The 12,611-nt window shown below is 37.0% G+C and carries 12 protein-coding genes; all 12 read right to left on the bottom strand.

Going from position 1 to position 12,611, the window contains the following annotated elements:
* Positions 1-21 precede the first annotated feature (21 nt).
* The 12 genes from dnaI to hflK all read right to left on the bottom strand — a co-directional run bounded on the left by dnaI (position 22) and on the right by hflK (position 12,468).
* Positions 22-951 (bottom strand): primosomal protein DnaI, encoded by a 930-nt coding sequence (gene dnaI / locus ABC371_RS12610; RefSeq protein WP_412897112.1) that lies wholly within the window; start codon positions 949-951, stop codon positions 22-24.
* 15 nt (positions 952-966) lie between these two features.
* Positions 967-2,352, bottom strand: coding sequence for a replication initiation and membrane attachment family protein (locus tag ABC371_RS12605; RefSeq protein ID WP_412897111.1), 1,386 nt, complete (start codon positions 2,350-2,352; stop codon positions 967-969).
* Between the two features lie 64 nt (positions 2,353-2,416).
* A complete protein-coding gene (gene nrdR / locus ABC371_RS12600) occupies positions 2,417-2,875 on the bottom strand; it encodes a transcriptional regulator NrdR (RefSeq protein WP_136378073.1) in 459 nt (152 codons plus the stop codon).
* Between the two features lie 94 nt (positions 2,876-2,969).
* Positions 2,970-3,353, bottom strand: coding sequence for a cytosolic protein (locus ABC371_RS12595; protein WP_412897110.1), 384 nt, complete (start codon positions 3,351-3,353; stop codon positions 2,970-2,972).
* 110 nt (positions 3,354-3,463) lie between these two features.
* Entirely contained in the window at positions 3,464-3,844 is a 381-nt protein-coding gene (gene speD / locus ABC371_RS12590; RefSeq protein WP_412897109.1) for an adenosylmethionine decarboxylase, read from the bottom strand.
* Positions 3,845-4,085: 241 nt separating this feature from the next.
* Positions 4,086-5,117 carry a glyceraldehyde-3-phosphate dehydrogenase gene (locus ABC371_RS12585; protein ID WP_412897108.1) on the bottom strand — a complete coding sequence of 344 codons (1,032 nt, stop codon included), beginning with the start codon at positions 5,115-5,117 and terminating at the stop codon, positions 4,086-4,088.
* A gap of 198 nt (positions 5,118-5,315) precedes the next feature.
* A complete protein-coding gene (coaE, locus tag ABC371_RS12580; protein WP_412897107.1) occupies positions 5,316-5,927 on the bottom strand; it encodes a dephospho-CoA kinase in 612 nt (203 codons plus the stop codon).
* A gap of 24 nt (positions 5,928-5,951) precedes the next feature.
* Positions 5,952-6,587 (bottom strand): sporulation membrane protein YtaF, encoded by a 636-nt coding sequence (ytaF, locus tag ABC371_RS12575; protein ID WP_412897106.1) that lies wholly within the window; start codon positions 6,585-6,587, stop codon positions 5,952-5,954.
* A 326-nt stretch (positions 6,588-6,913) separates the two neighbouring features.
* Entirely contained in the window at positions 6,914-7,756 is an 843-nt protein-coding gene (mutM, locus tag ABC371_RS12570) for a DNA-formamidopyrimidine glycosylase (RefSeq protein ID WP_412897105.1), read from the bottom strand.
* Positions 7,757-7,786: 30 nt separating this feature from the next.
* Positions 7,787-10,417: a DNA polymerase I gene (gene polA, locus ABC371_RS12565; RefSeq protein WP_412897104.1), complete on the bottom strand. Its 2,631-nt coding sequence runs from the start codon at positions 10,415-10,417 to the stop codon at positions 7,787-7,789.
* A gap of 156 nt (positions 10,418-10,573) precedes the next feature.
* Complete coding sequence (gene hflC / locus ABC371_RS12560) at positions 10,574-11,503, bottom strand: protease modulator HflC (protein WP_412897103.1); 930 nt, start codon at positions 11,501-11,503, stop codon at positions 10,574-10,576.
* Positions 11,500-12,468, bottom strand: a complete 969-nt coding sequence (hflK, locus tag ABC371_RS12555) for an FtsH protease activity modulator HflK (RefSeq protein ID WP_412897102.1) — start codon at positions 12,466-12,468, stop codon at positions 11,500-11,502. The genes hflC and hflK overlap by 4 nt, the downstream gene beginning before the upstream one ends.
* Between the last annotated feature and the right edge of the window lie 143 nt (positions 12,469-12,611).

Genomic DNA, 12,611 nt, shown 5'->3' with positions numbered 1-12,611 from the left:
GGTAAAACCGGCTGAATAAAGTTAGTAGCGACGATTGTTCCCTTTAAGTTCAACTGGTTTCGCTAAATATTTAATTCGTTCCATGATTCTAGCTGCTTTTACCTTTTCCTCTTCACCACGTTGTGTATAGGATAAGTGGTGTTCAAGTCCTTTGAAATCAAAGTTTGAAGTGAAGAAGGTAGGTAGGTTTTCAAGCATCCGATATTGTAGAATACTTCCAAGAATATCATCACGCATCCAGCTGGACATCGATTCTGCCCCAATATCATCAAGCATTAAAACTGGGACCTTTTTGACTGCATCAATTTTAGAATTGATGGATTGATCTTGAAGGGAACCCTTTAATTCTCTCATAAATTCCGGTACATAGACGAGCATGGATGCTACCTTTTTTTGTGCCAAACCATTTGCAAGTGCCCCTAAAAAATAGGTTTTCCCAATCCCAAATGAACCGTATAAATATAGTCCTTGCATCCGTTTACCTGGTTCATAATGATCAAGAAATTCCTGGATTAATAAAATCGCATCCGAACGGCCTTCATCAAATTCAATAGATTCAAGGGATGCATCAAGAATATCCTTTGGAACATACATACTTTTAATTAATGACTTATATTTAATCTGCTCATCATACATAACCTTTTTCGGACATCTTTCATAGCTTAAATCGATTGAATTGCCTTTAAGTTCGAGTTGAGGATGATATCCCTGTAGCATGTTTTTACATGTATCAAGGCTTGCACATTTATTACATTCCTTGCTTTGGTTAATATACTCGTACAACTTACCAAGACTTCTATTGATTGTATCACTCGAAATTTCGTCTTGATGGACATTTATAAAGTCCCTTACCTCTGGATGATTCAATACCTCATGCTTGATTTGTTCATATCGCTGCTGAAATCCAGTGCTATTAGATAGTTTTTTTAAAGAATTTTGAATCGGTTTCACGTCCTCACCCCCACCCTATTTGCTCTTTTTTTTCAGTCTTTCCTCGAATAAACGCTTCTTTTCCTCAAACGATGGATCATGTGTTTCTTCCTGTTTTGGTGCTTCTGCTTGCGGTCCTTCTTCTTGCTTTAGCCAATCAGGCAATAATTCTTTGCGAATTGGTTGTCTTTTATATTTATTTGTCTTTTTATCAGCGGTCCAATTATGCTTCTTAGCTGTTTCCATTGCCTCTTTTACTGTCTTAATATTCAAACGTGCCCAGTTGCTCGCAATGGTTTCAATATAGGACTTTGTTAGTCTCATATCTGATTTTAACATGACATAATACAACAGTACATTCACAACACCTGGAAGAAGGTTTTGTCGGAACATGACCTCTTCAATGATTTTTAATTCGGAGACAGACGGCTGCGCTCCCCCAGAAACATCAATTAGAAACTCTTTCGGAGAAATTCTTTCAAGCTTTTGTATTAATTCCTCTTCCTTTGTTTGCGGAACTTTATTAACCATTGTTTGAGTTGCTAACGGTTGAATTTTTTCCGTCAGAGTAGGTAATTCATTTCCCGTTTCAAATTGATACCAATCCCTTGAAGCCTTTCTTAACTTTTCAATATCAATTTTTTCATTGGGGTCAAGGGCGCTCATAACAATCCCTTGCATTTCAATCGGATCAATTCCGTAGAGAAAGGAGAGCTTTGTGATTGCCTCTTTTACTCGAGGGGTAATCGATTTTTTAGGTATCATCACATCAGAAATACCTGCAAAGAACAAATCAAAATTAAAGTTTTCATTTTCTATTAAAAGCTTTTTATCTTCATTTCGGTCCATGAATTCTGTATTTTCATCTCGTTCAAGGTTATGATGCATTTCATCACTAATTGTGGAAATCATTTTTACTTTAACCGATTCAAATACTTCGCTAAAAGCTTTTGTAATGGGTTTGTACGAATCTATATCTATTTCACTATCTGAAAAGAACTGCTTAAGTTTAAAAAATTTACTCTTACCAAGCCTGTTATATAAGTAAACATTAAGAACACCATCCGTAAAAAAAGCTTTCGGCGAAAGGGGTGCTTGAAGTTCATAAATAAAACTTCTAGAATCTTCATCAGACTTTACAAATGTTTTTAATAGCCCAATGCCTTCAAGCTTTAATCGTTCTTGATAAATTTCCTCAAGATTCGTTTGAAGTAGCGCCATTAATGTATAATGGGTACCTTCATCACTCCATAGTCGGTTTTGCTCCAATTCACTCCACAGGGTCATATAAAGACTGAAGGCTTTCATGCCAATTAGAGGCTGGTATAGCAATGAGACGATTTTCCGATCATAGTCATGCAAAAGGTCTGCAGCATGAACGATGTAGCGATCAACTGGTACTAATTCCTTCCAATGCTCCATTTCATCAAGGCCTTCCATTTCTTCTTTATTTAGTGAAAAAAAGAGCTTAAAAGTTCTTAAGCCCTTAACGTTCCCGTTTAATTAATTCCTTTAATTCATCAATAAATACATTTATATCTTTAAACTGACGATATACGGATGCAAAGCGAACATATGCTACTTCATCCACTTTTGCCAGATGATTCATGACATACTCACCAATCGTATCGCTTTTCACTTCTGCAATCCCTTGACTCCTCAATTCCTTTTCAACTTCGTGGGTGATATCCTCTAATTGCTTTAAAGAAACCGGACGTTTTTCACATGCTTTAATTAGCCCACGGAGCATCTTTTCCCGGCTAAATTCCTCACGTGTTCCTTCTTTTTTAACCACAATTAAAGGAATTTCCTCTACTTTTTCAAATGTTGTAAAACGATATTGGCATTTTTCACATTCACGTCTTCTGCGGATGGATCGACTATCATCAACCGGACGTGAATCCAAAACTCTTGTTCCATTATGGTGACAAGTAGGGCATCTCAATGGTAACAACTCCCTTCCGAGGAGAACTCTATGTATTCATCTTATAAGAAAGACTTTAGTAGGACAAGGGTTTTTACTCAGGAAATTGCTGTTATTAAGATTCCCCTTTTCCGATTAGCGGTAGCTCTTTATCTAGGTGCTGATATAAATTCATGATTACCTTTCGGCTATAGCCAAAATCGATGGGTAGCAGTAATGTTTCTGTTGTTACTGCAAAATCAATGGCTGTTTCAAATGGTCTAACGGAGACGATTGTTGCTACAACAAAGGCTTTTCTTCCTTTTTTGATTGAGATGCTCATTTCTCCTCGTTCTTCTGATACTGAGTTGAGATGGTAGCCATCTAAATTCTGTATCACCTTTTTTACTGCTTCGATCGCTTTTTTATTTGATGTTTTATAATAATGACTTCTTAAAAGCTCGTCCGAATGTTTGTCTCTTGTTTCACTGTGATTAGAAAAGAACGCTTGCAATCCCATATATCCCACTCCTTGTAAAATTCATATAGTAAATGATATAACTTATAAATGTAAAAAAAGAGGTGTAGTTAATTACACCTCTTCCTATTTTAGATGATTCATATTTATTTTTAAAGTACTTTAACTTGCGCTGTCTTTACTTGCACCGGGCCCATACCACGTGGAAGTTCAATATTCTCACGCGTTTGCGCACCAAGCGCCTCAGCAATATAGTTTGCAGCAATATTTGGATCTAAATCCCCACATGTGTAAACATCAATACTTGCATAACCATGTTCAGGAAAACTGTGAATTGTTAGATGTGATTCCGAAATAATCACAACACCGCTTACTCCCTGTGGAGCAAATTTGTGAAAGGCTACTTCACGAATTTCTGCACCTGATTTAAGTGCTGCCTGAACGAACGTTTCTTCAATACCATGTATGTCATTTAATTTTTCAAAATCGCAACCCCATAATTCTGAGATTACATGCCGTCCCATTGTTTCCATAATTAAGTTGTTCCCCCTCTTACAATAATTTCGGGTGAGTTCTTCGCGTAAAGCATGAGCATAACTACCACGGGGGAAAGTTAGTCCAGAGAGGTCCTAACCCTTTAAGTAGTTACAAAAGCATAAGCTTTTAAGAAGTTCACGAAATTTAGTATACTTTGTTTATATACTTTTAGCAACAGTTAATAAATAAAAAATAAAAACCTTCCATCAATCGGGAAGGTTTTCTTCAATTTCTTACTTAGCCTACTTTAGCTTCTGTTTTTTGGATGATTTTTGCGCCTACATATTTTGCCAAATCTACAACTCTACAAGAATATCCCCATTCATTATCATACCAGGCTAATACTTTAACCTTACGATCTCCAATGACCATCGTTGATAAGCCATCAATAATGGATGAATGTGGATTTGTATTAAAATCAATTGAAACTAGTGGTTCAGTTGTAAAGTCCAAAATCCCCTTTAATGCTCCCACAGAAGCAGTAATAAAGGCTTCGTTTATTTCTTCAACCGTAACGTCTCGCTCAACATCAACAACTAAATCAACTAAAGACACATTTGGAGTTGGGACTCGAAGTGCCATTCCATGCAATTTTCCTTTCAGTTCTGGTAACACAAGTGATAATGCTTTTGCTGCTCCAGTTGAGGTTGGAATAATGGATTGTGCACAAGCCCTTGCTCTTCGCAAATCCTTATGTGGATTATCTATATTTTTTTGATCATTTGTATACGCATGAACGGTTGTCATTAAACCGTTTACAATTCCAAACTGTTCATTCAGCACCTTCACAATGGGCGCTAAGCAATTTGTTGTACAGGATGCATTTGAAATAATCAAATGATTGTCATGATCATATTTATCTTCGTTAACACCCATTACGATTGTAATGTCCTCATTCTTACCAGGTGCTGTTAAGATAACTTTTTTCGCACCAGCTTGTAAATGTAAGTTTGCTTTTTCCTTTGAGTTAAATTTTCCTGTTGCCTCGATCACAATATCTATATTTAATTGTTTCCAAGGAAGCTCTAACGGATCACGGGAGCTTAAAAGTTGTACACGCTTTCCATTCACCAACAATGAATCATCCCCAGGAATGACATCACCATCGAATTTTCCGTGATTTGTATCATATTTTATGAGATGTGCTAGCGTTTCAGCAGGGTAGCTTGCATTGATTGCAACTATTTCTAATGAATCATCCATGATTGCATTTCTAAATACCATTCTACCAATACGGCCAAATCCATTAATTGCGATTCTTGGCTTCATTACAACCCCTCCAGGATATATGTTATACAATTTAACCTAAACTTTCATGATTAGTATAACACATTAGATTAGTTATGTAACATTTTTATTCTGTTTTTTTATAAAAATGGTTATTTATACAACTTTTGAATGTTCATTGTTTATGTATAAGCATAGAAAAAGGTATCTCAGCCATTTGAGACACCTTTGATTACGATGTTATGAAACTTTACTTTGAATACCCCATTGTTTACAAATTGCATGAAACTGATCCTTTGTAGCTTCAATTGTACCATTGTTATCAATCAGAGCATCTGCAAGTTGAATTTTGTCCTTAAGCGGCATTTGAGATTGAATTCTTGCCTCCGCCTCTTTCTTGGTGAGACTATTGCGATTCATGAGTCGGGCTAATTGTATCTCATATTCAACATAAACAAGAAGTGTTTTATCGACCAAAGAGGTTAATTTACTTTCAAACAATAATGGGATATCCAATACAACTGTTTCTTCACCGTTCTTAATATGCTCTTCTTTTTCCTTCAGCATTTGCTTCCGAACAGCTGGATGAACAATTGAATTCAATAAAAGTCGTTTGTCTTCACTGAAAAAAACAATCGAGCCTAACTTCGGACGATCAATCGTCTTATCTGGTAATAAAATTTCTTCGCCGAATGATTGAACAATTTGTTCGTATGCTTCTTCGCCAATCTCAACAACTTTACGTGCAATAACGTCGGCATCAATTACAACAATTCCTGCTTCTTTAAACATCTGGGATACTGTACTTTTTCCACTTGCGATTCCACCTGTTAATCCGATTGTTAATGTCACGTATTCTAGCTCCTCTGCTGTTTTTTAGAATTTCCAGATCCCTATTAAAATCAATAGGATTCCTGGCAAAAATGAAAATTTCTGTATCCATCTTTTCTTTGAAAAAACGGAACCACTTTTCATACCTGTATAAACAAAAAGTGAGCTCATCACAGCTACCAACAAAGCCATTACCCACGGTGAAAATCCTAATAAAGCGGCACCAATTCCTGCACCAAAAGCATCAAGTGAAAGGGCAAGACCTAGTAAAAACGCTTCAAAACCGGTAATGGTTCCTGATTTGTCAAGGTCGGCAACCATGGGCTTCTTTAAAATATTGATAACAAGTCCAAGTGATTTAATTTCAACCTTCACAAGTAATTTTTCTTCGTTATCTTCTGGTGTTTGGGATGATGGACGAAAAAACTGAAACAATACCCAGGCACCAATAATCACGAGTACGATACCACCAAGCCGGTCAGCCATTTCTGGTGAAACAAAAAGAGCAATTGATTTACCTAGCCCCATTGCAGCCGCCATGGTTACGGCCGAACAGCAAGCTATCGTAAAAATTGACTTGAATGGTATCTTCATTTTTCTCATACCGTATGTGAAACCAACGCTAAAACTATCTAAGCTAACTGCAAATGCTAATAAAATGAGTGATGCGAACTGGGACATCTCATAGAGTCTCCTTCCTATCGATATAAGATATTATATGGAGGGAGCCCATTTCATGTGAAATGTCCGTGGAGGAGAAAAAGGACACATCTAAAAAAGGAACTTCGACTAAATGCCGACACGTCCTGTGTCGAACGTCGAAGTCACCACATCCTGTGGAAGCGCGTTGGCTTGCTTCTCCGGTCCTCACGTATTAACTGCATACGCTCCGGTCCTCAAAGCTGCACCGCCTTGAAATTTCGACCCACAGGATGTGCTAGTGTCGGCGTCGCCACAGGACGTGGCGCCTTCGCCGACGCGGTCCTTTTCCCCCTCCATTTCGAACTTTATTTTCGTTTTGTTTTATTTTTTTGGCATTTTGGACAGTAGTGGGTACCTCTTCCGCCGACGACTGTTTTTTCTATTTCTGTCCCACATCTTTGACATGCTTTTCCGTTTTGACCGTAAACAAATAGCTGCAATTGGAACATCCCAATCTCACCTTGTGTGTTTACATAGGAACGCATTGTACTTCCACCTTTCTCGACAGCTTCATTCAATGTTTGAATGATCTCATGGTGAAGTATTTTCATTTCTTTTTTAGTCAGGGAATTTGCCTCTCGTTCAGGATATATCCCCGCTCTAAATAAAGCCTCATCCACATAAATGTTCCCAAGTCCCACAACATTGGTTTGATCAAGTAGCGTCACTTTAATTTTCCGATTGGTTTTTGATAGCTTTTCTTCTAAATATTTTAAGGTAAACCCTTTTGAAAAAGGTTCTGGGCCTAATTGGGATAAGGGAAGACTCTCTTCTTCTTCCCCTTTTCGAAATAAATGCATCGTTCCAAATTTCCTAACATCCCGATAGCGAAGCTCAGTTCCATCTGTAAAAGCAAACAATACATGGGTATGTTTATCATATGGTTCCTCTTTATCATAGAGTCCATATCTTCCCTCCATGCGCAAATGCGAAACCATCACATAATCATCTAAAATAAACTTTAAGAACTTCCCTCTTCGATCTACATCATGAATGGTTTGACCACGAAGAGCGTCACAAAATTGTTCAGGTTCTTCTGGTTTCTTGATTATTTTAGGCCATAGCACCTTCACATTATTGATCGTTTTTCCATTTACAAGTTGAGTTAACGTTCGTCTAACTGTTTCAACCTCTGGTAATTCAGGCATTTGATCACTTCCTTATTTCTAGCCAAAAATCTACTTTGCATCATACCAGGTCTTTCCGTACGCATAATCGACCTTTAATGGTACTTTTAAGGAAATCGCATTTTCCATTACTTCTGGCACAATCTTTTTCAAAATCTCAATTTCTTCTTCTGGTGCTTCAAAAATTAATTCGTCATGAACTTGTAACAGCAATTTTGCTTGAAGCTTTTCTTCTTTTAATCGAGCCGCCATATCAATCATTGCTTTCTTGATAATATCAGCAGCACTTCCTTGAATTGGGGTATTCATCGCAGTTCTTTCTGCAAAGCTACGAACATTAAAATTACGTGCTGTAATTTCAGGAATATATCTTCTTCTATGAAGAAGAGTTGATACATACCCTTTTTGTCTAACATCCTCAACGATTTCTTCCATATATTCTTTAACACCTGGGAAACTTGCAAAATAGCGCTCAATAAATTGTCCCGCTTCCTTCCTTGTAATTCCAAGGTTTTGAGACAATCCAAAATCACTAATTCCATACACAATCCCGAAGTTAACAGCCTTTGCCTGTCGACGCATATTGGAGGTTACCTCGTCTTCTTTTACATGGAACACATCCATCGCAGTTTTTGTGTGAATATCAAGATCATGCGTAAAGGCTTGAATTAGATTTTCATCATTTGCAATATGAGCAAGCACCCTTAGTTCAATTTGTGAATAGTCAGCAGCAAACATGAACCAATCCTTTTTCGAAGGAACAAACGCTTGTCTTATTTTTCGTCCTTCCTCCAAGCGAATTGGAATGTTTTGCAGGTTTGGATCTGTTGAACTTAGTCTTCCGGTTTGTGTTAAAGCTTGCTGGAATCGAGTATGAACCTTGCATGTATCTTCATGAACAACCTTTAATAAACCTTCAATATAGGTTGATTGAAGCTTTCCAACTTGTCTGTAATGCAAAATATACTCAATGATTTCATGCTCTTTAGCCAGTTTTTCAAGAATATCAGCAGACGTTGAATAGCCTGTTTTTGTTTTCTTGTAAACGGTAAGTTGAAGCTTTTCAAAAAGAATGACACCAAGCTGCTTTGGGGAGTTAATGTTAAATTCTTCTCCAGCGAGTTCATAAATTTTTTGTTCAAGCTCTTGAAGATGTGCCTTTAATTCTTCTCCCATTGCTTTTAAACGTTCCACATCAACCTTAACCCCGGTTGCTTCCATTTCAGCTAATATTAGCGATAATGGCATTTCTAAATCAGTGAAAAGCTTATATTGTTCATTTTCCTGCAGTTCTTGTAGGAAAATATCCTGTAGCTTCTTTAGAGCAACCGCCTTTCTAACAATATGCTCAGAAAGCTCTTTTTCGTCTGGTATGCTTTGTTTCGCGCCTTTTCCGTACACAGCTTCATCTGTTTGTACATCGTTAATTCCTTTTAATTTTGCTATTGCAGCAACATCATCGGTTGAATCAGATGGATTTAAAATATATGAAGCAATTAAGCAGTCAAAGTCAATTCCTTGTAAGTCGATCCCCTTCCATCTCAACGCAACAAGTGATTTTTTTCCATCAAAAACGGTTTTCTTTTTTTCGTTATCCTTTGCCCATTCCTTAAATGTATCTGAGTCAAGAGCAAGTTTTGTTGGAATATAAAAATTACCTTTTTCATTTGATATCGCAATCCCTTGGACGTCTGCTCGATGATAGCTTTCATCAAGCACTTCCACAATCAAAGAAGATTCAGTAGAAAACATATCATCAGTAACTTTATCGACAATCTTATATGAGATCTTTTCTAAAGGCTTGTCTTCTATTTTTTCGCTGCCCTCAACTTTGTCCAACAATGAATTAAATCCGAGCTCTTTGAAAAGCTTAATCACCTGGTCGCCATCATAGCCATTATACTCAAGCTCAGAAATTCCAATTTCAATAGGTGCTTCACGATAGATTGTGGCAAGTTGTTTACTCATGATGGCTTGTTCCTTATGTTCTTCAAGCTTTTCTTTCAGCTTCTTTCCGCTCACCTTATCAATCGAGTCTAGTAGTTCCTCTAATGTATGGAACTCTTGTAATAATTTTAAAGCTGTTTTCTCACCTACGCCTGGGACACCTGGAATATTATCCGAACTATCCCCCATAAGTCCTTTCATATCGATAATTCGTTCTGGTGCGATTCCATATTTTTCATTGATAAAATCAGGCGTATATGAATCAACATCTGTAATCCCTTTTTTCGTAATATCTACGGTAACACGATCTGAAGCAAGCTGTGTTAGGTCTTTATCGCCTGAAATAACTTTTACCTCAAAGCCTTCCTTTTCAGCTTGAAGTGATAAAGTCCCGATAATATCATCGGCTTCATAGTTTTCTAATTCGTATCTGGCAATCTTGTATGCATCAAGAAGCTCTCGTAAAAATGGAAACTGCTCTGAAAGCTCAGGTGGAGTTTTCTGTCGGCCTCCTTTATAGTCACTAAAAGTACTATGTCTAAACGTTGTTTTTCCTGCATCAAATGCTACTAAAATATGTGTTGGCTTCTCCTGTTCAAGAATTCGGTTCAAAATCATTGTAAAGCCATAAATAGCATTCGTATGTACACCTTTATCATTATTCAAAAGTGGCAAGGCAAAAAATGCCCGGTATGCAATACTATTTCCATCCACCAAAACAATCTTTTTATCCAAGAAAAATCCTTCCTTTCTATGACAACTTGGGACCTATTATATTCCATACAACCATTGAAACTCATAAAAAAAGCCGTCATTTCCTACTGTTCATTTTAGCATGTCATGAACAGAATAGAAAATAACGACTACTTTATGTGTGAACTTCTTTTATCGTTAGTCAGTGTATCCCATTAACAATCTCGCGTAAGGAGAGTCAGCTGGTAAAATAATGAGTGTTTCTCCATCAATTGTGGTTTTATAGGATTCTAACGTACGGAAAAGGTTGTAAAACTCTGGGTCCTTGGAGAAGGCATCATTATAAATACGCGCTGCTTCCCCTTCCCCTTCACTTCGAATAACCTCAGCGTCAGCTTGAGCTTTTGAAATAATGACTTTTACTTCTCTATCCGTTTCAGCTTCGATTTCATTCTTCTTAGCATCCCCTTCAGAGAGATAGTTTTGTGCTGTTGACTCACGCTCGGAGATCATTCTCGTATATACGGATTGTTCGTTTTCAGCTGGTAAATCTGTACGCTTCATACGAATATCTGTTACAACGATTCCATATTTATCTTCCTCTAGGTTTTTATTTACAATGTCTGTAATGCGATCATTAAGACTACCACGTTCAGACTTCTCATCATTAATAATCTCGTCATAGTCCAATTGACCAAGTTCTGTACGGATTGCAGAATAGACGAACTCATCAAGCTTTGCTTCTGCATTTAAGACTGTTCTTGTTGTAGATATCATTTGTTTCGGATCTTCAATGCGCCAAATCGCATAATTATCGATCATCATTCGCTTTTTGTCTTTCGTATTGATTTCAGCTTCCTCAACATCATAAATCATTTGATATTTCGGTAAGGTCTCAACCGACTGGATAAACGGAATTTTATAGGAAAGTCCCGGATTTTCTTCAATTCGAACAACCTCACCAAACTGTCGAACGACCTTATATTCGCCTTCTCTTACTATAAATATATTCACCAAAACGATACCTATTAGAATAATAACAATAAGTGAAATGATTCCACCTTTTGTGTATTTGCTAAATTTATTGGAACCCTTTTTTTCATTTAAATCCACGACATTTTCACTCATTGGTTCCCACTCCCTTCTGTTTCTACAGGAGGAACCTGTGCTTGGCTTCCAGCTGGACGTATTGGCAAGTATTTCATCGTATTGCCATCATCCTTCATAATATAAATTTCTGTATTTGGTAGCACTTGATCCAATGTTTCTAGAACAAGACGTTTTCTAGTAATCTCTGGATTTTTAACATATTCATTATATAATGCATTAAATGTCGCAACATCCCCACGTGCAATTTCGATACGGGCTGCTTTATCCCCGTTAGCACGAGAAATTAGGGCTTCTTTTTCCCCTTTTGCTTCATTCAATTTTTGGTTACGATATTTATTTGCTTCATTTACTTTTGTATTTCTTGTTTCACGTGCATCTGTAACATTCGTAAAAGCCTTACGAACCTCATCATTTGGTAGTTCAACATCTTGCAATTTAACAGCCGTTACAGAAACACCAATATCATATTTCTTTAAAAGATCGGTCAATAAGTCTCTTACTTCAGCTTCAATTTCTGCTTTACCAGATGTTAAGGCATCATCGATTTTAGAACTTCCGATAATACTTCTTAATGATGCAGAAGTAGCATTATATAAAATTTGCTCGGGATCCGCTGAATTAAATAAGAACTTTGAAGGATCCGTAATTTGCCATTGGACCACCATGTCGGCAAGAACAATATTCTCATCACCTGTAATCATTTTGGTGTCTTTTGGCACATCTGTAATTTCGCCGTCCTTTTGATTATATCCAAACTGTAAACTGTATGTTGTTTTTGGCAGTTTCTCTACGTCTTGGATTGGCCATGGCATTTTAAAATGAAGTCCCGGCTCTGTAATTCCTTCGTCTGCTTTCCCAAAGGTTAAAATAATGGCTTGCTCTGATTCATCTACTGTATACCAAGATGTAAATCCAATTACACCTAAAATCAGAACGAGCACACTTAGTCCAACAATCGTATAAATTCGTTTCAAACTAACCATGCTTTCCCCCCTCAATATATCTACATATTCTTATACGAATATCATGCAAAAAGGTTTCATTTAAATGTTAAAAAAATGACAAGGATCATACATCCTTGTCAAAAAAGTTTGGCCTCCTGAATGAAGGGGTTCTCATAATTATC

The organism is Bacillus jepli (genome assembly GCF_047238305.1).
In the GTDB taxonomy this organism is placed as follows: Bacteria; Bacillota; Bacilli; order Bacillales; family Bacillaceae_L; genus Ferdinandcohnia.
This window is presented reverse-complemented; position numbering and strand designations above follow the sequence as displayed.

Excerpts from the sequence above, each read along its gene's own strand:
- ABC371_RS12585 (WP_412897108.1), bottom strand. The coding sequence starts at position 5,117 with ATGAAGCCAAGAATCGCAATTAATGGATTTGGCCGTATTGGTAGAATG.
- ytaF (WP_412897106.1), bottom strand. The coding sequence starts at position 6,587 with ATGTCCCAGTTCGCATCACTCATTTTATTAGCATTTGCAGTTAGCTTA.
- ABC371_RS12595 (WP_412897110.1), bottom strand. The coding sequence starts at position 3,353 with ATGGGATTGCAAGCGTTCTTTTCTAATCACAGTGAAACAAGAGACAAA.
- mutM (WP_412897105.1), bottom strand. The coding sequence starts at position 7,756 with ATGCCTGAATTACCAGAGGTTGAAACAGTTAGACGAACGTTAACTCAA.
- hflC (WP_412897103.1), bottom strand. The coding sequence starts at position 11,503 with ATGAGTGAAAATGTCGTGGATTTAAATGAAAAAAAGGGTTCCAATAAA.
- speD (WP_412897109.1), bottom strand. The coding sequence starts at position 3,844 with ATGGAAACAATGGGACGGCATGTAATCTCAGAATTATGGGGTTGCGAT.
- ABC371_RS12605 (WP_412897111.1), bottom strand. The coding sequence starts at position 2,352 with ATGGAGCATTGGAAGGAATTAGTACCAGTTGATCGCTACATCGTTCAT.
- hflK (WP_412897102.1), bottom strand. The coding sequence starts at position 12,468 with ATGGTTAGTTTGAAACGAATTTATACGATTGTTGGACTAAGTGTGCTC.